General features: G+C 73.8%; 17 protein-coding genes. 7 read left to right on the forward strand and 10 right to left on the reverse strand.

All coding sequences use genetic code 11. The features are described from left to right. Nucleotides 1–49: 49 nt before the first annotated feature. From ACFQRF_RS24385 to ACFQRF_RS24405, 5 genes are all read right to left on the reverse strand, one after another. The gene (locus ACFQRF_RS24385) at nt 50–757 is read right to left on the reverse strand and encodes an SDR family oxidoreductase (protein ID WP_379873518.1); all 708 of its coding nucleotides are present in this window, start codon (nt 755–757) and stop codon (nt 50–52) included. A gap of 76 nt (nt 758–833) precedes the next feature. Then, a complete protein-coding gene (locus tag ACFQRF_RS24390; protein WP_379873519.1) occupies nt 834–2,102 on the reverse strand; it encodes a cytochrome P450 family protein in 1,269 nt (422 codons plus the stop codon). Nucleotides 2,103–2,629: 527 nt separating this feature from the next. Next, a complete protein-coding gene (locus tag ACFQRF_RS24395; protein WP_379873520.1) occupies nt 2,630–3,532 on the reverse strand; it encodes an aminoglycoside phosphotransferase family protein in 903 nt (300 codons plus the stop codon). A 270-nt stretch (nt 3,533–3,802) separates the two neighbouring features. Next, nucleotides 3,803–5,023, reverse strand: a complete 1,221-nt coding sequence (locus tag ACFQRF_RS24400; RefSeq protein WP_379873521.1) for an MFS transporter — start codon at nt 5,021–5,023, stop codon at nt 3,803–3,805. A gap of 286 nt (nt 5,024–5,309) precedes the next feature. Beyond that, nucleotides 5,310–6,491, reverse strand: coding sequence for a GyrI-like domain-containing protein (locus ACFQRF_RS24405; RefSeq protein ID WP_379873522.1), 1,182 nt, complete (start codon nt 6,489–6,491; stop codon nt 5,310–5,312). A 106-nt stretch (nt 6,492–6,597) separates the two neighbouring features. Here ACFQRF_RS24405 and ACFQRF_RS24410 point away from each other — a divergent pair, with 106 nt between their 5' ends. After that, nucleotides 6,598–7,374 (forward strand): class I SAM-dependent methyltransferase, encoded by a 777-nt coding sequence (locus ACFQRF_RS24410; RefSeq protein WP_379873523.1) that lies wholly within the window; start codon nt 6,598–6,600, stop codon nt 7,372–7,374. A gap of 105 nt (nt 7,375–7,479) precedes the next feature. Here the strand turns inward: ACFQRF_RS24410 and ACFQRF_RS24415 are convergent, their stop codons facing one another. Continuing rightward, the gene (locus tag ACFQRF_RS24415; RefSeq protein ID WP_379873524.1) at nt 7,480–8,118 is read right to left on the reverse strand and encodes a GNAT family N-acetyltransferase; all 639 of its coding nucleotides are present in this window, start codon (nt 8,116–8,118) and stop codon (nt 7,480–7,482) included. 253 nt (nt 8,119–8,371) lie between these two features. Further along, nucleotides 8,372–8,944, reverse strand: coding sequence for a GNAT family N-acetyltransferase (locus ACFQRF_RS24420; protein ID WP_379873525.1), 573 nt, complete (start codon nt 8,942–8,944; stop codon nt 8,372–8,374). A gap of 146 nt (nt 8,945–9,090) precedes the next feature. On the opposite strand from ACFQRF_RS24420, the gene ACFQRF_RS24425 reads away from it, so the two are divergent. Next, complete coding sequence (locus tag ACFQRF_RS24425; protein ID WP_379873526.1) at nt 9,091–10,203, forward strand: NAD(P)/FAD-dependent oxidoreductase; 1,113 nt, start codon at nt 9,091–9,093, stop codon at nt 10,201–10,203. Nucleotides 10,204–10,291: 88 nt separating this feature from the next. Here the strand turns inward: ACFQRF_RS24425 and ACFQRF_RS24430 are convergent, their stop codons facing one another. Then, nucleotides 10,292–10,996: a TetR/AcrR family transcriptional regulator gene (locus tag ACFQRF_RS24430; RefSeq protein WP_379873527.1), complete on the reverse strand. Its 705-nt coding sequence runs from the start codon at nt 10,994–10,996 to the stop codon at nt 10,292–10,294. Between the two features lie 84 nt (nt 10,997–11,080). Here ACFQRF_RS24430 and ACFQRF_RS24435 point away from each other — a divergent pair, with 84 nt between their 5' ends. From ACFQRF_RS24435 to rocD, 4 genes are all read left to right on the forward strand, one after another. Then, the gene (locus ACFQRF_RS24435; RefSeq protein ID WP_379873528.1) at nt 11,081–12,574 is read left to right on the forward strand and encodes an MFS transporter; all 1,494 of its coding nucleotides are present in this window, start codon (nt 11,081–11,083) and stop codon (nt 12,572–12,574) included. A gap of 46 nt (nt 12,575–12,620) precedes the next feature. Then, nucleotides 12,621–13,082, forward strand: a complete 462-nt coding sequence (locus ACFQRF_RS24440; protein ID WP_379873529.1) for an Lrp/AsnC family transcriptional regulator — start codon at nt 12,621–12,623, stop codon at nt 13,080–13,082. 119 nt (nt 13,083–13,201) lie between these two features. Next, nucleotides 13,202–14,062, forward strand: a complete 861-nt coding sequence (gene ddaH, locus ACFQRF_RS24445) for a dimethylargininase (protein ID WP_379873530.1) — start codon at nt 13,202–13,204, stop codon at nt 14,060–14,062. A 20-nt stretch (nt 14,063–14,082) separates the two neighbouring features. Beyond that, nucleotides 14,083–15,321: an ornithine--oxo-acid transaminase gene (rocD, locus tag ACFQRF_RS24450; protein WP_379873531.1), complete on the forward strand. Its 1,239-nt coding sequence runs from the start codon at nt 14,083–14,085 to the stop codon at nt 15,319–15,321. A gap of 12 nt (nt 15,322–15,333) precedes the next feature. Here rocD and ACFQRF_RS24455 read toward each other — a convergent pair whose 3' ends face one another. Together ACFQRF_RS24455 and ACFQRF_RS24460 are read right to left on the reverse strand one after the other, a co-directional pair. Continuing rightward, nucleotides 15,334–15,672 (reverse strand): type II toxin-antitoxin system RelE family toxin, encoded by a 339-nt coding sequence (locus ACFQRF_RS24455; RefSeq protein ID WP_379873532.1) that lies wholly within the window; start codon nt 15,670–15,672, stop codon nt 15,334–15,336. Nucleotides 15,673–15,744: 72 nt separating this feature from the next. Further along, on the reverse strand, nt 15,745–17,013 hold the full coding sequence (locus tag ACFQRF_RS24460) for an MFS transporter (protein WP_379873533.1): 1,269 nt from the start codon (nt 17,011–17,013) through the stop codon (nt 15,745–15,747). 195 nt (nt 17,014–17,208) lie between these two features. Here ACFQRF_RS24460 and ACFQRF_RS24465 point away from each other — a divergent pair, with 195 nt between their 5' ends. Continuing rightward, nucleotides 17,209–18,120 carry an RNA polymerase sigma-70 factor gene (locus tag ACFQRF_RS24465; protein ID WP_379873534.1) on the forward strand — a complete coding sequence of 304 codons (912 nt, stop codon included), beginning with the start codon at nt 17,209–17,211 and terminating at the stop codon, nt 18,118–18,120. The last annotated feature ends 75 nt before the right edge of the window (nt 18,121–18,195 follow it).

Genomic DNA, 18,195 nt, shown 5'->3' on the forward strand with positions numbered 1-18,195 from the left:
CCCTGCGGTGTGGGCGGGGCCGACCCCGCCCACACCGCGGCGGCCTCCACTACCAGGGCAGCGGGCCCTCGATGTCGAAGTAGCCGCCGGTCGGGCCGTCGGGGCCGACCTGCGCCATGCGGACGATGATCTCCGCGCCCTCCTCGACCGTCTGGTGGCCCGTGTGGTGGTTGAGGTCGGTCGCGGTGTAGCCGGGCTCAACGCAATTGACGCGCATGTGCGGGAACGCCTTCGCGTACTGCACGGTGATCATGTTGACCGCGGCCTTCGACGCCGGATAGGGGATGCCCGGGTACCCGTACATCGGCGTACCGGGGGTGGCGACGTTGTGCAGTGAGGCCAGGCCGCTGCCGACATTGACGATGACGGGGCGGGCGGAGCGTTGCAGCAGCGGCAGGAACGCGTGGGTGACGCGCACGACGCCGAAGACGTTCGTCTCGAACACCTGGCGCATCATCTCGGCGGTGACGTCGGCGGCGCCGATCACGCCGCCGTCCGGCGTCCGGCCTTCGACACCGGCGTTGTTGACCAGCACGTCGAGGCCGCCGGCGGCCTCGACGTGCCGCACCGCGGCGGCGACGGACGTGTCGTCGGTGACGTCGATGCGGACCGGCCGCGCACCCAGCCGCTCGGCGGCGCGGCGGCCGCGCTCGGGGTCGCGGCTGCCCAGGTAGACGGTGTGGCCGGCGGCGACGAGCCGGCGCGCGGTCTCGAATCCGAGGCCCTTGTTCGCGCCGGTGATGAGTGTTGTCGTCATGGCTCCAGACTGCGGCAAGGGCGGGCGGTGGGCCAGCTCCCGGCTCGCGCCGCCGGTGACCGGATGCCGCTCGCCGTCACCCCTGGAGGCGTACCGGAACCGATGCCAGGTGCCAGGCGCCCGGGTTGGGCCCGTGCCGGAGGTCGTCCGCGGTCACGGCCAGCCGCAGGCCGGGGAACCGGCGCAGCAGTGCCGTGAACGCCACCTCGGCCTCCTGGCGGGCGAGGGCGGCGCCCAGGCAGTAGTGCCGGCCCTGGCCGAACCCGAGGTGGGTCTCCCGCCGTCCGCCCGGGTCGCGGGTGATGTCGAGCCGGTCCGGGTCCTGGTACGCCCGCGGATCGCGGTTGCCTCCGGCGAGCACGGGCAGGACGGGTTCCCCGCGGCGCACCAGGGTGTCCGCGATCCGCACGTCCTCGGTGGGGTAGCGCATGCGGGTGGCCAGGACCGGGCCGCACCAGCGCATGAGTTCGTGGACCGCCCGCGGCGTGAGCTCCGGGTTCCGGCGGAGCGCGGCGAGCTGGCCGGGGTGGGTGAGCAGCGCGGCGGTCCCGTTGGCGATCAGGTGCGCCGTGGTCTCGTGCCCGGCGAGGACGAGGGAGATCACCATGGTCACCAGCTCGGTCTCGTCCAGCCGGTCCCCGTCCTCGTCGTGGACCCGGACCAGCTCGGTGATGAGGTCGTCGGCGGGCTCCGCGCGCCGGCGGCCGATGAGCTCCCGGGTGTGGTCCGCGAGTCCGCGCAGCGCGGGCTCCATGCCGGGGCCCAGCCCCGCGGCCAGGGCGGCGCTCCACTCGCGCCATCGGCCGCGGTCCTGCTCGGGGATGCCGACGAGTTCGCAGATCACGGCGATCGGAAGCGGGTAGGCGAAGTGCCGCAGCAGGTCGACCACGCCGTTCTCGGCCGCCTCCGGCAGCCGGTCGAGGAGCCGCTCGGCGATCTCCTCGACCCGGGGCCGCAGCTCGGCGACCCGGCGCGCGGTGAACGCGCGCGACACCAGCCGGCGCAGCCGGGTGTGGTCGGCCCCGTCGACGTCGCCCAGGCCGCGGCGGAGATGGTCGAGGTATTCGGGCGCGATCCCGGTGGCCGCCCGGATCTGCTCCACCACGTCCGGCACGGCCTGGCCCGGCACGGCGGTCACGTCGCTGACGAACCGAGGGTCGGTCAGCACCAGCCGCACGTCGTCGTAGCGGGTGACCAGCCACACCGGATCGGCACCGGGGATGAGACCGCGCACCAGCGTGCCGCTCTCACGGACTCTCGCGTAGGCGGTGAAGGGGTCGCGGACGAGTTCCTCGTCGACCAGGCTGACCGGCGCGTGGGCGCCGTCAGAGGGGTGGAGGGTCATGACGCTCCCGGATTTCAGATGTTCAGAACATTCAGATGCTGAGAGTATGCGAAAAGTCCGGGAAGCGCGCAACCGGCCGTGGCTGCGCGCCGGGGACCAGCGCCATCGGCCGAGGCCCCGGGGAGGCACGCGAGGACGCCGAGACCCACCCGCTGCGGTTCATTTCCGACGACGGCCACCGTCGCGTGATCGGCGTCCGGTTCAACGTCCAGAGAGCCCGCCACCGCCTGGCGTGCCGGATCGCCTCACGAGCGCACCGACGTCCCGGGCCGCGACACCTTCACTCGCGCAGATCCCGGTGCCCACCTGTGCCCCCTTCCACGACCCCGCCCGGCCTGCGGCTGCGCGATCCCGGCCAGAGCGACCGGCCAGGTGCCTGACAATCCGCCGGTATCCAGGTGCCGCCGACCGACGCGGCCGACGAGACGGCCGACTCCTTCGACCGGGTCAACGCCGTCAACCTGCGCGGCGTCTGGGCGGCGATGAAAGCCGAGGAGGCGGCACCGGCCGGCCGACCTGGGACCCGCCTACACCAGAGCGCGCCCCAGAACGCGATCGAGCGCCGCCCGGCCCGCGGGTCCCCATGTCGGCTTGCCGCCGGGAAGGCCCCGGTCTCCGTTCCGGCCCATCAGCATGAGGAACAAGCTCTTCAGGGCGGCCAGCCCGCGGGCGCGCCGGATCGTTGCCTCGTCGGCATGGGCGTACTCATCGAAGAAGCGGGAGGCGGCGCCCGCAGGAAGGATCACCCATGCGGCCGCGAGGTCCCACGCCGGATCGCCGGCGAACATGTCGCCGAAGTCGATCACACCGGAGAGCGTCCCGTCCGAGATGACGACATTCGCGGGATGAAGGTCACCGTGCACCCAGACCGGCGGCCCCTCCCACTCGGGCGCCGCGACGGCGTCGGCCCAGACGGCCCGGACATCGTCTGCGACGTCTCCGGGGGCAACGGCGTACATGAAGTGGTCGAAGGCCTCCGTGTACGTGCTGGGGTGAGCGCCGCGGTCCGCACTGATCGGTGCCTCAGCGGGCGCCGCCACGTGCAGCGCCCTGAGGAAGCCCGCCAGAGTATCGGCCGCGTGGTCGCCGCGGCTGATCGAGGCGTCGTCCAGGGGGTCGCCGGGAACCCACGTCATGACGGTCCAGGGCTTCGGGAAGCGCGCGGACGGTGCACCGGTCCGTACCGGGATCGGGACCGGGAGCGGCAGGCGCGGGGCCAGGACGGGCAGCCACCGGCGCTCCTTGCGCTGGAGGTCCGGGGCACGCTCCGTACGGGGCATGCGCACGGCCCACTCATCCCCGAGGCGCCACTGCCGGTTGTCCCACCCGCCCGCCACCTCGGTTATCGCCGGCCCCGCAAGGTCCGGATGCTGCTCTTGCAGCAGCTCTCGGACCAGGTCCGCGGTGATCTCGATCTGGGGATCGGTCATACGACGTGACAGTACTCGGGCGGGCCGATACCGACCCCGCTCATGGTCCGCGAGGGGCCGGCCGCCCGAGCCGTTACCCGGCGGCGGTGCCTCGGCGATGGAGAACGGCAGGCCGGGATCGGCCGAAAGGTCCGGAAGACGTGCGGGAACGGCTCACGGGCGGCCGGGCCGCTCGGGAGTCTGAGGGGTACGGGTCAGTGCCCCTCCCGCAGCGCCCTGGTCGGCGCCGTGGCGCGGCCGGGGCCACCGGGCGCGTCCCCGGCCGCGGAGTCACGCGCCCAGGCCGCCCGCCACGGTGATCGCGGTCTTGGCGATACCGGACGCCTCACCGGCGAGTTCGTCAGGGGCGGCACGCTGCGCCGCGATGAGGGCGAGCGCGTTGGCGGCGCCCAGCGCTAGCCCGCCCACCGGCAGCACGACCGCCAGGGGCGCCCACCCGAGGGGAAGCGCGAGTGCCAGCGCCGCCGCGCCGCCCGCCACGGTGGCGACCGCCAGCGGCGGCACCGCGGGCCGGCCGGTCGCCAGCCGCCCGGCGAGCGGGCCGCCCGCCGCGAACGCGAGCACCGGGACGGCCAGCGCCAGCCCGGCCGTCCCCGCGGTCAGCCCCCACGTGTGCTGCAGCAGGGCCGGCGCCGCGACCAGCCAGCGGACGGCCGCGGCGTTGGCCACCGCGCCGAGAGCGACCGCGAGCAGGTAGCGGTGCTCCCGCCAGAGCCGGGGGTCCAGGACCGGCCGCTTGGTGCGGCGTTCTCCGGCGGCGAACACACCGGCCAGGCCGAACCCGCATGCCAGCACGAGCACCGGGGCCGGTGCCGTCCACCCCCACTCGGGCGCCCGGTCGGCGTACAGCGCGACGGCGCCGACGGCACCCGCCGCCAGGACCGGGCCGCGCACGCCGGAACGCTGCCGCGCCGCCGGGCGGCCCGCGTCCCCCAGCCCGGCGGTGAGCAGCAGCGCGGCCGCGACGACGCCGAGCCCGCCCAGGAACACCCACCGCCAGCCCGCCGTGTCGGTGACGGCCCCGCCGACCAGCGGGCCCAGGACGGTGCCCAGTCCCGCGATCCCCAGGGCCCGGCCGGTGGCGCGGGCCCGGTCCGCGGCCGGATGCCGCTCACTCACCAGTGCCAGCCCGGCGGGCATGAGCAGCGCGGCCCCGACCCCCTGCCCGACGCGTCCGGCGAGCAGGACGGGCAGGCTCGTGCTGAGCCCGCACAGCAGCGACGCGGCGCCGAAGAGCGCGACACCGGCGGCGAACACCGGACGCCGGCCGTAGGCGTCGGCGAGCCGGCCGCCCGCGATCATCAGCGATCCGCACGTCAGCAGGTAGCCACTGACGACCAGGGCGGCGCTCTGCTGCCCGGCGCCGAGGTCGCGGCCGATCGTGGGCAGGGCGAAGGTGAGGGCGAACGCGTCGAGCTGGACGCAGAACGCCGCGAGCGCGAACGCCCACAGAGCGCGACGCGACGCGCGGGTGCGGGGAGTGGTCCCCATGAGGATCCCTTCCATCGGGTACGGCGAAGCCGCCGGCGTGACGTACCGGACGGGAAGGGATTGCGCGGGCCGAGACCGCACGGGGGAAGCGCGCGTGGGCGCTGGTGATTCCGGGAGACGGCGGGCGCCGTGAGCTCCGGGCGGATTCCGCTCGGCGGAGACGTGGCGGTGACGGCCACGATGCGCGGTCCAGCCTAGACCACGGGCGGTGCGGGCGGCACCGGACGGCCGCGGGCCGGGGTGTCCGCGCAATGCGGACGTCCCGGCCCGGGGCCGGTGGGCCAGGTCACCCGGCCGGCCGGACGGGCTGCCGCAGGATCGTCCGGAGCTTGGCGGGCGCGGTTCTGCGCGGGTCGCTGAGGTAGATCTCGTGGTGCAGTCCGGAATAGGTGAGGCCGTTGGCGTCGAGGTACTCGTGGTGGAGTTCGGCCAGCAGCGCGGCCTCGTCGTCGTAGGGCCCCACGTGCAGGACCTGGGCGCAGCGTCCCTCGTGCAGCGTCTTCAGGTGGACGCCGGAGACGTCAGTGGGGCGTCCCTTCGCCGATACCGCCTGCTTGGCCTCCTCGACGGTCTCCTCGGTGACCCAGCCGGGCTGGCTGATCATCATCGTCCAGCGCCAGGTCTCCTTCGCCCGGACGGTGAACGCGGCCCAGTCGTCCGCCCACCACAATCCCTCCAGCGGGGCCACGACGAGGTCCCGGCCGGCGCGTTTTCCGGCGAACTTGATCGCGTAGGCGGTGGAATAGAGAGCTTCCACCGCGCGGGTGTAGGTGTGCGAGGTGTTGGGGTCTCCGGATCCGTCCACGGCGATGAACCGCTGCTCGGGCACGTCGACCAGCGCCCAGGTCGTGTTCTTCGGCGCGTAGAGGTCGCGGTGCGCTCGCTTGACGTCGTAGGGGGTCATCGCCGGTTCGCTCTCTTCGGGATCGGGCGCGTCGGGGAGGGACGCGCGGTAGGCGGCCAGCCACGCCCGCTCGGCGTCGAGCTGGCGCAGCGAGTAGTCGAAGATCGCCTGGACGAACGCGGGAGCATGGCGGTCGCGGTAGGCGGCTCGGCGGAGGGCGGTGGCGCGCTCTTCGAGCGCGGCGGCCCGCCGGTCGAGGGCTGCGCGCAGCCGCTCCGGTGGGACGGCCGGCTGGTTGGCCAGCCCGACGAGGACGGCGGGGAAGACCGGTCGCGGTTCGGCGATGGCCGCCTCGGCGGACTCCGCGCAGACCCGACGCCCCTCAGCGGTGGCGGCGTAGACCTTGCGTGCTCGGCCGCGGGTGCCCGGCGGTGCCGCCACCTGGGCGATCAGGCCCCGCTTGTCGAGCCTGCCGAGCAGGTAGTAGATGGAGCTGAAGCCGATCTCGGTCCATTCCCGCATGCCGCGGTCGGTGATGACCTCCTCCAGTTCGTAGCCGTGTCGCGGCCGCTCGGTGAGCAGGCCGAGCAGCGTGAGTTCGGCGGGCGTCAGATCCGCGGGCATGGTTTTATCCTAGTACTAGGATAATGCTGGGGCGCCCGCCGCCGCTCCACGCCGCCTGTGCCGGACCCTCTGGTCCTGCGGGCGGTCTCCTGATGGGATCGACCGCATGAACCCTTCAGCCAACGACCAGGTTCCGGCGGTGTACGACCGCATCGGGCACGGCTACCGCCGGATCCGCCGTCCCGATCCTCGCCTGCACGCGCTCATCGGCCGGGCGCTGGCGGGAGCGCGCACGGTGGTCAACGTCGGCGCCGGCACCGGCTCCTACGAGCCCACGGACGCCGACGTCATCGCCGTGGACCCCTCCCTGATCATGCTCGGCCAGCACCCGGGTTCCGCGAAGGTGAAGGCGCGGGCCGAGGCGCTGCCGCTCCGTGACGGCGCGGTCGACGCGGCCATGGCCGTCATGACCGTGCACCACTGGCCGGACCTGCACCGCGGGCTGCGCGAGCTTCGCCGGGTCTCCCGCCGGCAGGCCGTCTTCACCTGGGACCCCGCTCATCGGCCGGAGTTGTGGCTCCTCGACGAGTACCTGCCGGAGATCCGCGAACTGGAGCACGCCCGCTTCACGCCGCTGTCCGAGATCGCCGAGGCGCTGGACGCCCACACGGTGGTGCCCTTCCCCATTCCGCACGACTTCACCGACGGCTTCCAGATCGCCTACTGGCGGCGGCCGGAATGTTTCCTCGACCCCGTCATCCGGCAGGCGAGTTCGACCTTCGCGCAGCTGCCGCCCTCCGTCGTGGAGCCGGCGATCGCCCGGCTGCGGGCCGACCTGCGATCCGGTGCCTGGCGGCGCCGGCACGCCGGCCTGTTCGAGCTCGACGCGATGGACTACGGGTACCGGCTGATCGTCGCCGGGGAGCGGCCGGGCCCGGACTGAGAAAGCCGCCCTGTCCAGGGGCCGGGAGGCGCCCGCGCCGCGGCGCGGGCGCGCATGCCGCGGCCTGCCTTCGCTCGCCCCGGGCCCGAGTGCGCACCCGGATTTCTAGCGGACTTCTCCCGCATACAAGAAGACGCCGAGCTTCTCGGTATTGCCGTCCAGCCGGATGGTCATATCCTCCGATGCGACGCGGGTCATGCCTCTTCTCTCGTAGAATCCGTATGAGCAGAGGGAGTCCGTGTACAGGTAGAAGTCTTTCCTGCCGTGGTCTCGCAGATGCCGCAGGTAGTTCTGGTACAGGTTCTTTCCGACGCCGGTTCCCCGGGTGGACGCGTCGACCGCGAAGAGCGTGAGTTCGTCGGTCAGTGGCGCGGACGCGCCATGGCGTAGTTTCCGGTAGACATCGTGGAATTTGGCGTATTGCGCCAGCGATGAAAGGTCGGACAGGCCGGTCACCAGGATCTTGACCATGTGGGCCCCGTTCAGCATCCGGTTTCGGGCCGCGTGTGGAATCCGGGGGTGGCCGGGAACCCGCCCCATGATCACTCCCACCGCTCGCCCGTCCTTTTCGGCGACCTGCGTGTAGGTGCTGGCCGAAAGGCGCTCGCGGAGGTAGATCTCCAGAGCGCTGCCGAGCAGACGTTCCTTTTCCAGGTAACGGTGAATGCCGAACGCTTCGTCGATCATCGACTTGATGTCAGCGGCATCGCGCTCTTGGTACGGGCGGTAGGTGATGTCGCTCATGGCCGTCCTCGGGTTCCATTTTCGGGTGAGCGGGAGACCGGGGTCCCGCGAACCGCGCAGAACTCGCCAGGGCGGCCGCGCTGTCACGGTGGGCGGGCCACGACCGCGCGACGCCGTTGAGGGGGTGCCTGCTCGCGCGGCGGCTTCCCCTGGCCGTCCACGCGCCCAAGGTAACACTCGGCCACGCGACTTGACCAGATGACCAAGTCACCTGGACGAGTTCTCGTCACGGGTCTCCGCTCGCTTCCTCCCGTCACGCCTCGGGGACGCGCCGGCGCAGGCCGTAGACCGCGCTGACGCCTGAGTCGGAGGGGTCGCCGGAGTCGAGGACCCGCTCGTCCAGCAGCACGAAGCCCGCCTTCTCCAGAGCACGGCAGGACGGCCGGTTGTCGCGCTGGGGCGCGGAGACGATGACGTCGACGTCCGGGTACATGTCGAACATCGCGGCCGTGAAGGCCGTGATCGCCGCGGTGCCGATGCCCGCACCGCAATGCCGCGGGTCGCCGATGAGGTAGTCCAGCCCGGCCGCGGCGGGGACGCCGACCGCGCGGTCCCAGTCGGGATCGTCGGCGTGCCGGTAACACTGCACGAGCCCGATCGGGGCGCCCGCGAGGGTGAGCACGAAACATCTGGTCGGGTCGGTGCCGTCCACCTGCGGCCCGTACGACCGTTCCACGCCCTCCGGCGTGGTCGGTTCGCCCCGCCACCAGGCGCGCACGTGCGGGGCGAGCAGCCAGGTGAGCAGGAGCGGGAAGTCCCGGCGGCCGAGCGGCCGGAAGGCGAGGGGACCGCCGGGTGTGCGTGCGGGCTGGGCTGGGTCGTGCATCGTCCGGCCTCCGAGCTCGGGTGTCGCCGGGAGCTTAACCGGCCGGTACGGTGCCGGTCGCGTGGTTTTCCGGCCGCCCGGCGTCGCGCGTGACGGGTCGGGGCCGGCGATGGCGGGCCGCGGCGTTCCCTGGCATGGTGGTCGCCATGCGGGTGATCGTGGTCGGCGGGGGGATCGTCGGTGCCAGTGCGGCCTACCATCTGACGCGGCGCGGCGTGCCCACGACGCTGGTGGAGGCCGAGCGTCCGGGGCGTGCCACCGACGCGGGGGCCGGGATCGTGTTCCCGTGGCCGCTGCCCGGCACCGATCCGGCCGCGCACGCGTTCATGATGGCGGCGGCCCGGCACTATCCGCGACTGGCGGCCGAGCTGGCGGAGGACGTCGGCGGCCCGATCGGCTACACCGTCGTCGGCGGCATGACCGTCGGGGCCGACGAGACGGCCGTGCAGCGGGACCTGGAGGCGTTGCGCGCCCTGGCGGCGCGGCCGGGCTGCGGCGAGGTCGGCGAGCCCGAACCGCTCCCCGTGGGCGAGCCGGCCCGGCGGTTCCCGGCGCTGCGGCCGGAGTACTCGGGCGTGGCGGTCGGTGGGACGGCCCGGGTCAACGGACGGCTGCTGCGGGGCACGCTCCTGCGCGCCGCCGAGGAGCGCGCGCTCCGGTTCCGGGCGGGCGCCGCCGAACTCGTCGGGGACGGCACGCGGGTGACCGGTGTGCGGGTCGGCGGGGAGGTGCTGCCGGCCGACGCGGTGGTGCTGGCCGCCGGCGCGTGGTCGGCCGCGCTGCTGGCACCGTTCGGCGTGCGACTGCCGCTCCGTCCGGTGCGCGGCCAGATCGTCCACCTCGCGCTGCCGGGCCACTCGACCGGGCGCTGGCCGGTGGTGCGGTTCGCCGGCCGCGACCACTATCTGCTGGCCTTCCCGGCGAACCTCGTCGTGGTCGGCGCCACCCGCGAGCCCGAGGCCGGTTTCGACCACCGGGTGACCGCCGGGGGGCTGCACCGCGTCCTGGCCGACGCTCTGGAGGTCGCCCCCGGCTTGGCCGAGGGCACCGTGCTGGAGACCCGGGTCGGCTTCCGGCCCGCGAGCGAGGACGGTCTGCCGATCCTGGGCGTCCCGGCGAACCTGCCCGGTGTGGTGGTCGCCACGGGGCTGGGCGCGAGCGGCCTGACCTACGGGCCGTATCAGGGCGCGCTCGCGGCCGACCTCGCCACGGGGCGGCCGTGCGAGGTGGACGTCGCCGCGTTCCGCCCGGACCGGTGACGGCTCGGCCCGCCGCCCGGGCGGTTCGGGCGCGATGGGCGGCGAGGCGGATCGCGTGGCCGCCCCCGGCGAATCCGGCCGGGGGCGGCTAACCGGCCGCCAGCCCCTTGAGCACGAGGTCGCGTCGCTGCGCGAAGTGCGCGTCCCAGTCGGCCTGGAGCAGGGGCGGGTGGGCGGCCAGCGTGGGGTAGCGGCCGGCGTCGGCCTGCACGCGGGCGGCGAGGGCGTCGCGCGTGGCCTCGTCGCCGTGGAGTTCGGCGGCGGTCTGGGTCGCGACGGCGGCGCAGACCTGGTCGGTGACCAGTGCCGCGGCGGCCGTCAGCCGGAGTCCGGAGAACCCGGCCGCCACGAGGGCGGCGTGCACGGCTTCGGCGTGCGCCAGGGCGTTGGGACCGAGAAGCGGACGGGTGCCGGCCAGCACGGCCGCCCAAGGGTGGCGGAGCAGCGCGGCGCGCAGCCCGTCCATGTAGCCCGCGATGCGCGCCAGCGGTTCGGCGCCGGGCGTGCCGGTGTGCTCGATCTCGCCGAAGGCCGCGTCCAGGGCCAGGTCGAGCAGGTCTTCGCGGCCGGCGACGTGCCAGTACAGGCTCGTGGCGTGCACGTCGAGGCGCCGGGCGACCGTGCGCATGCTCAGCCCGCCGAGTCCCTCGGCGTCGAGTACGTCCACCACGGCGGCGGTGATCCGGTCGCGGGTGAGCGCCGGGGCGCGCGGGGTGGCGGGGGCGTCCTCCAGCCAGACCCGCCCGGCGGTGGCGGCGGTGCCCTGATCGGCCCTGGCTCGCTTGGCGTTCATACGGGGGAGCTTACCCGGCTTCTCCTACAGCGCATGAACATCCCCTACAGTGTCGGATAAAGTCCAACGCTGTAGGAGAGATGTATGGGTCCCCGGATCTCCGCCCCGCACGGGCAGGGCCATCCGCGCAGATGGCGGGTCCTGGGCGCCGTCAGCGGCGCCCTCTCGCTCGTGGTGATCGACAACACGGTGCTCTCCGTGGCGCTGCCTTCGCTCGCCACGGACCTGGGCGCGACCATCGCTCAGCAGCAGGCGGTGGTGGACGCCTACGTCATCGTCTTCGCCGGGCTGCTGATCGCCGCGGGCACCGCGGCGGACCGCTGGGGACGTCGCCGCGTCCTGCTCTGCGGGCTCGCCCTGCTCGCGGTGGCGGCCACGGCCGCGGCCGCCGCCTGGTCGGTCTGGTGGCTCGTGGCGATGCGCGCGCTCATGGGGGCCGGCGCCGCCATGGTCATGCCGTCGACCCTCGCCGTGCTCGTCGGTGTCTTCCCCGAGCATGAGCGCCCCCGCGCGTTCGCCGTCTGGGGTGCGGTGGCGGCCGCCGCGCTCGCGGCCGGCCCGGTGCTGGGCGGCGCGCTCGTGCAGGCGTGGTCGTGGCCGGCGGTGTTCGCCATGAACGCTCCGGTCGCGCTGTGCGCCGGGCTGGCCGTCGCGCGAGTGGTGCCCGAGTCGCGCGACCCGCGGCGCCGCCCACTCGACACGGTGGGCGCGGCGCTGACGACGTCGGCCATGGTGGGGACGGTCTCGGCCGTCATCGCCGCCGGGGAACGCGGCCCGTTCACCCCCGCCGCCCTGGCCGGCGCGGTGCTCGCGCTGGCGTCCGTCACGGTCCTGCTGCGCCGCCATCGCGCCGGAAGGGCCGCGGTGGCCGACTTCGTCCTGTACCGGAACCGGCGGTTCGCGGCCGGCAGCGCGGCGGCGGCGCTGCTCACCTTCGGCACCGGAAGCGTGCTGTTCGTGCTGACCCAGTACCTCCAGCTCGGGCAGGGGCTCGACGCCGCCCGGGCGGGCCTCGCGGTGCTGCCGCTGGCCGCCGGAACGGTCATGGGTTCCGCCGCGGGCGGGCGCGCGCCCGCGGTGATCGGGAGCCGGGCCTGCATCGTCGCCGGGTTCACCGTCGCGGCCGCGGGACTGGGCGTGCTGGCCCTGCTCGAACCCGAAAGCCACTACCTCACGGTGGCGGCCGGGCTCGGCCTCGCCGGTGTGGGAACCGGCTTCTCGTCACCCGCCACGACCAGCATGGTCCTCGGCGCCGTGCCCGCCGGGCGGGCGGCGACGGGATCGGCGATGCACGACACGCACCAGCAGCTGGGGATCGCCCTCGGGGTGGCCGTGCTGGGCGCCGTGCTCGGCACGGCGTACCGCGCCGCCCTTCCGGAAGGGGTCCCGCGCCCCGCGGCGTCGTCGCTCGCCGCGACGCTGGACCACGCGGCCATCACCGGCGACGCCGCCCTCGCCGACGCCGCGCGCGCCGCATTCGCCCACGCCCAGTCGGTCTCCCTGGCGATGTCGGCGGTGTTCGCCCTGCTGGGAGCCGCCGTCGCTGCGGCGCTGCTGCGAGATCCCGACCCGCGATAGCGCCGGGTGCGGCCGTCGTCTCCATTGTCTGGCGCACACTGGGCTCATGCGCCTCGACCCGCTGGACGAAAAGATCATCCAGGCTCTCACCCGCGACGGCCGCCGCAGCTTCGCCGCCGTCGGTGCCGAAGTGGGGCTGTCCGCGCCGGCGGTGAAACGGCGGGTCGACCGGCTGGTCGCGGCGGGGACCATCACCGGGTTCACCGCCGTGGTCGACGCCGCCGCACTCGGCTGGACCACGGAGGCCTACGTCGAGCTGTACTGCTCGGGTCAGCCGCGGCCCGCCCTGCTCGCCCAGGACCTGGAGCGACTGCCCGAGGTCGTCTCCGCGTGCACGGTGACCGGCAATGCCGACGCGCTGCTGCGGATCCGCACGGCGGGGGTACGGCACTTCGAACGGGTGCTGCAGCGCCTGACCGAGCTCGACTACGTGACCCACACCAAGACGACGCTCGTGCTGTCCCCGCTGTTCGAACGCGCCCGTTCCGAGGCCAACCCGGCGGGGTGACCGGCCGCCGGGCCGCGCACGATTCGATCGTCGCGGGCCGGAAGGACGCAACGAACCGCCGGTCGCGCGCAGCGTTTCCGTCTTGGTCGGCCGTGATCGCCGCCCGTACCTTTTCTCTTGTGAGACCGAGCCCTGTCCTCAGCGAGGTCGACGGCCGCACGCGCGTGTCGACCACCCGGCACTATCTGATGTGCCCGCCGGCCCATTTCGCGGTGAGCTACACGATCAACGCCTGGATGAACCCCGCGGTCCCGGTCGACCGGGAGCTGGCGGTGGCGCAGTGGGAGCAGCTGCGCGCCGTCTACCTCGAACTCGGCCACCGGGTGAGTCTGCTGGAGCCGGTGCCCGGCCTGGCGGACATGGTGTTCGCCGCCAACGGGGCGCTGGTGATCGGCGGAATCGCCTACGGCGCCCGGTTCCGGCATCCGGAGCGCTCGCCGGAAGAGGCGGCGCACCGGGAGTGGCTGACGGCGCACGGCGGCAGGTTCGTCGCCGCCGAGCACGTGAACGAGGGCGAGGGCGACTTCGCCGTCACCCGGGACCGCGTTCTCGCGGGCACCGGGTTCCGCACCGAACCGGCCGCGCACCTGGAGGCCCAGGAGGTGTTCGGGCTGCCGGTCGTGAGCCTGCGGCTGGTGGACCCGCGCTTCTACCACCTCGACACCGCGCTGACGGTGCTGGACGACGGGGTGCACTCCGGGCGCGCGGACATCGCCTACTACCCGGGGGCGTTCTCCGCCGCGGCGCAGCGGGTGCTGGACCGCATGTTCCCCGACGCGCTCCGCGTGGCCGAGGCGGACGCGGCAGCGCTCGGGCTCAACGCCGTGAGCGACGGCCGCAACGTGGTCCTGCCGGAGCAGGCCACCGGGCTGGCCGCAGCGCTCGCCGAGCGCGGATACCACCCGATCGGGGTGGACATGAGCGAGCTCGCCAAGTCCGGCGGCGGCCCCAAGTGCTGCACCCAGGAGATCCGCGCGTAGCGCACGACGAGGGGAGAACCATGACGACGATCGACAGGACCGCCGCCGGCGACCGGGAGATCGCCCTGGCCGAGGAGTACGGTGCGCACAACTACCACCCGCTGCCGGTGGTCGTCCGCGAGGGCATCGGCGCGCGGGTCACCGACGTAGAGGGGCGCACGTACCTCGACTTCCTCGCCGGTTACTCGGCGCTGAACTTCGGGCACCGGCACCCGGCCCTCATCGAGGCCGCCCGCCGCCAGCTCGACCGGGTGACGCTGACCAGCCGGGCCTTCCACCACGACCGCTTCGGCCCGTTCTGCGCCGCTCTGGCGCGGCTGGCCGGCAAGGAACAGGTGCTCCCGATGAACACCGGCGCCGAGGCGGTGGAGAGCGGCATCAAGGTCGCCCGCAAGTGGGGGTACGAGGTCAAGGGCGTGCCGGCCGGCGCCGCCACCGTCATCGTCGCCGGCGGCAACTTCCACGGCAGGACCACCACCATCGTCGGCTTCTCCGACGACCCCGACGCCCGCGACGGGTTCGGGCCGTTCACACCGGGTTTTCGCCGTGTCCCCTACGGCGACGCCGCCGCGGTGGCCGCCGCCATCGACCACACCACGGTGGCCGTGCTGGTGGAGCCGATACAGGGCGAGGCCGGTGTTCTGGTACCGCCGCAGGACTACCTGCCGGAGCTGCGCCGATTGTGCAGCGAGCACCGGGTACTGCTGGTGCTGGACGAGATCCAGTCCGGCCTGGGCCGCACCGGCCGGACGTTCGCCGCCGAGCACAGCGGAGTGGTGCCGGACGTCTACCTGCTCGGCAAGGCGCTGGGCGGCGGCGTGGTCCCGGTGTCGGCGGTGGTCGCCGACCGCGACGTCCTCGGCGTGCTGCGGCCCGGGCAGCACGGCAGCACCTTCGGGGGCAACCCGCTGGCGGCGGCGGTCGGGCGCGCCGTGGTGGAGCTGCTGTCCACCGGCGAGTTCCAGCGCCGCGCCGCCGAACTCGGCGAGGTGCTGCACGGCGAACTGACGGCCCTGACCGGACGCGGCGTGATCGCGGTGCGCGGCCGGGGTCTGTGGGCCGGCGTCGACATCGACCCACGCCTCGCGACCGGTCGGCAGATCTGCGAGGACCTGCTGGCGGAGGGGATCCTGGTGAAGGACACCCACGGCTCGACCATCCGCCTGGCACCCCCGCTGGTGGTGACCGAGCCCGAGATACGCCAGGCGGTGGCGGCCCTGGCACGGGTCCTCGACCGCCGCGCGGCCGGGCTCGGCTGACCGCAGGCGACGTCAGCGCAGCGGCGCCGGCGGCGGGCCGGCCTCGCTGATGTGCCGGCGCGCCGCGATCAGCGAGACGCCAGGGACAACTTGCCAGTCGTACACATTCGAGCGGTGACCCACCGGCACCACCCATACGACGAGTTGGTCGCCGTCCACGGTGTAGATGACCTGATGGTCACCGACCCGAAGGCGACGCTGATCCGGTCGAGACACCATGGCCGTGGTGCCGTAGGCGAACGGGTCCGATTGCAGCTCCGCTAGCTTGCGAAGGATCATCAGTGCCTGCCGCTTCGGGATCTTGCGCAATTCTGCCTGAGCGGCGGGTTCGAACCGGGTTCGGTAGTTCACTCAGACCTCGCCATGGTCTCGGCCAAGACCTCTTCCAGCGATGGGGCGGACCGAGCCGCCCCCGTCTCGCTGTCAGTCCCGCCTCGCCGGCACCCCGCCCTGCAGCGCCGCGCCGAGCAGACCCACCGTGAGCAGCCCCGCCGCTCCCGCGGCCGTGACCACGAGGTGCGGCGCAACCCCTTCGGCCAGCGCACCGGCCGCCGCGAACCCCAGCCCCTGGGTGACCATGAGCCCCGCCGACGCGAGGGAGAGCGCCCGCCCGCGCGCCTGCTCCGGTATGGCGGCGAGCAGGCGCTGGTCCAGCGCGAGCGTGTATCCGTACCCCACTCCGCTGACCACCAGCAACGCGATGGCGAGGCCGGGCGCGGGGGCGAGGACGAACAGCGGCAGCGGCGCGAACAGCAACAGCGCGAGCGGGACCATCCACCTGTCCCAGCGCTCGGCCGAGAGTAGGGTCCCGACGCCGAGTTCACCTGCGAGCATTCCGGCGGGCGCCGCCGCGAGCAGTAGCCCGACCGTCATGGAGCCGCCCCCGAGCCGGTCGGCCAGTGGGGCGGCCAGCGCCTCGGGCGTGATCGCCAGCGCCGGTGGTAGCCAGCCGAGCAGCAGGAGGGTCCGCAGCCGCGGCGACGCGGCGGCGTCGCGTACGGCGGCGAGCGAGTCGTGCGCCACGGAGGCCGGCACCGCGAGGCCGTCGCTCCGCGCCGCGATCCGGGCCGGCCGGCGCCGCGTTCTCACCTGAAGCAGCAGCGCGGACAGCAGCAGAGCCCCCGCCCCGATGAGCAGGGCGACGCTCGGCGGAATCGCCAACAGCAGAACGCCTCCGAATGCGAACCCGGCGATCTGCGAGCCCTGGGCCACCATGCGCAGCAGCGACCTCCCGAGGGGGAACCCGGCCGGCGTGAGGATGTCAGGAAGGGTGGCGGAACGGGCCCCCTGGTACACCGGCGCGATGGCCCCGCTGACGGCAAGGAGCCCCAGCAGGACCGGAATCGGAACACCAGGGACCGCCATGGCCGCTGTGATCACGGCGGCGCCCCCCTGCGTCACCACGAGCAGGCCGCGGACCGGAAACCGGTCGGTGAGTGCCGACAGGAACACCGCTCCCAGCAGGTGGGGGACGAACCCCACCGCGAAGGTCAACGCCGAGAGCAGCGGGGAACCGGTGCGCTGGTAGATGAGCACCGACAGCGTGACCTGCGCGGCGATCAGGCCGATCATCGACAGGATCTCCGCGGCGAGGAGCACGCGAAATTCACCTTCGGCGAGCACACGCCGGTACGTCCATGGAGTCGAAGCGCCGGTGGTCGGATCCTCGGGCGGTGGGATGCGGGGGGGCATGCGGCAATGCTGGCGGTCTGCGGATCCGGCCGCAACGGATTCGACGGTGTTCGAACGCATCATGGAACGCAGCGAGCCGGCGCGGGGAGGTGCGGGCGCGCTCGCCCCCGCCTTTCAAGGGCAGGGCCCCGGTCCCTGCCCCTCGGTCCGGGAGGGTGAATCGAGGGGGCGGGGGCGTCATGGCATGCTGCCGCCATGGTGGGTGACACGGGCGCGGCGAGCGAGTTCGAGACGCATCGTCCGCGGCTGTTCTCCCTCGCCTACCGGATGCTCGGCTCGGCCGGCGAGGCGGAGGATGCCGTCCAGGACGCCTATCTGCGGTGGAGCGCCGCCGACCGGTCCGTCATCGAGACGCCGGTCGCTTGGCTGACGAAAGTGGTCACGAACCTGTGCGTCAACCGCCTGACCTCGGCACGCGTGCGGCGGGAACGCTATGCCGGCCCCTGGCTGCCCGAGCCGGTGCTCACCGATGGTGCGGCTCCGCTGGGGCCGATGGAGACCGCCGAGCAGCGTGAGTCGGTTTCGCTGGCGCTGCTCACCTTGATGGAGCGGCTGACTCCCGCGGAGCGCGCCGTCTTCGTGCTGCGGGAGGCGTTCGGCTACGGCCACCGCGAGACGGCCGGCATCCTCGGTGTCTCGGAGGACGGATCCCGGCAGCTGCACCGGCGGGCGCGGCAGCGGCTGGCCGAGGACCGGCGGCGGTTCGATCCGTCTCGGGAGCGGTGGGCCGAGGTCGTGGAACGGTTTCTCGCCGCCGCGCAGGGCGGCGATCTCAGGGGACTGGAGGAGCTGCTGGCCGAGGACGTCGTCGCCTGGTCCGACGGTGGCGGCAAGGTGTCCGCCGCCCGCCGCCCGGTCGTCGGCCGCGATCGCGTGGTCCGCTACTTCGGCGGCTGGATGCGGTTCGTCACGCCCGAGTACGAACTCCGCGTGGTCGAGGTGAACGGCATGCCGGCGCTGCTGGCGCTGCGGGCCGGCGCGCCGGTCGGCGTGCTCGTGTGCGAGGTGGCCGGGGGCGGCGTGGCCGCCGTCCGCACCGTCGCCAACCCCGACAAGCTCGGCTACCTCGCCCGGCAGCTGGGCTCGCGTCCGCGCACCTGGCGGTGACCCAGGTCACTCCCGCGCGCTGTCACGTCCCGCACCGCTCCCCGGTTCAGGCAGCGGGCGCCGCCGACGGGCGGT

The organism is Marinactinospora rubrisoli (assembly GCF_042664915.1).
Lineage (GTDB): Bacteria > Actinomycetota > Actinomycetes > Streptosporangiales > Streptosporangiaceae > Marinitenerispora > Marinitenerispora rubrisoli.

Bases quoted from the DNA above. Each gene is read 5' to 3' on its own strand.
- ACFQRF_RS24385 (WP_379873518.1), bottom strand. From the start codon at position 757: ATGACGACAACACTCATCACCGGCGCGAACAAGGGCCTCGGATTCGAG.
- ACFQRF_RS24415 (WP_379873524.1), bottom strand. From the start codon at position 8,118: ATGAGCGACATCACCTACCGCCCGTACCAAGAGCGCGATGCCGCTGAC.
- ACFQRF_RS24435 (WP_379873528.1), top strand. From the start codon at position 11,081: ATGGGTCCCCGGATCTCCGCCCCGCACGGGCAGGGCCATCCGCGCAGA.
- ACFQRF_RS24390 (WP_379873519.1), bottom strand. From the start codon at position 2,102: ATGACCCTCCACCCCTCTGACGGCGCCCACGCGCCGGTCAGCCTGGTC.
- ACFQRF_RS24460 (WP_379873533.1), bottom strand. From the start codon at position 17,013: ATGCCCCCCCGCATCCCACCGCCCGAGGATCCGACCACCGGCGCTTCG.
- ACFQRF_RS24400 (WP_379873521.1), bottom strand. From the start codon at position 5,023: ATGGGGACCACTCCCCGCACCCGCGCGTCGCGTCGCGCTCTGTGGGCG.
- ACFQRF_RS24405 (WP_379873522.1), bottom strand. From the start codon at position 6,491: ATGCCCGCGGATCTGACGCCCGCCGAACTCACGCTGCTCGGCCTGCTC.
- ACFQRF_RS24465 (WP_379873534.1), top strand. From the start codon at position 17,209: ATGGTGGGTGACACGGGCGCGGCGAGCGAGTTCGAGACGCATCGTCCG.
- ACFQRF_RS24420 (WP_379873525.1), bottom strand. From the start codon at position 8,944: ATGCACGACCCAGCCCAGCCCGCACGCACACCCGGCGGTCCCCTCGCC.
- ACFQRF_RS24440 (WP_379873529.1), top strand. From the start codon at position 12,621: ATGCGCCTCGACCCGCTGGACGAAAAGATCATCCAGGCTCTCACCCGC.
- rocD (WP_379873531.1), top strand. From the start codon at position 14,083: ATGACGACGATCGACAGGACCGCCGCCGGCGACCGGGAGATCGCCCTG.
- ACFQRF_RS24395 (WP_379873520.1), bottom strand. From the start codon at position 3,532: ATGACCGATCCCCAGATCGAGATCACCGCGGACCTGGTCCGAGAGCTG.
- ACFQRF_RS24430 (WP_379873527.1), bottom strand. From the start codon at position 10,996: ATGAACGCCAAGCGAGCCAGGGCCGATCAGGGCACCGCCGCCACCGCC.
- ACFQRF_RS24425 (WP_379873526.1), top strand. From the start codon at position 9,091: ATGCGGGTGATCGTGGTCGGCGGGGGGATCGTCGGTGCCAGTGCGGCC.
- ACFQRF_RS24410 (WP_379873523.1), top strand. From the start codon at position 6,598: ATGAACCCTTCAGCCAACGACCAGGTTCCGGCGGTGTACGACCGCATC.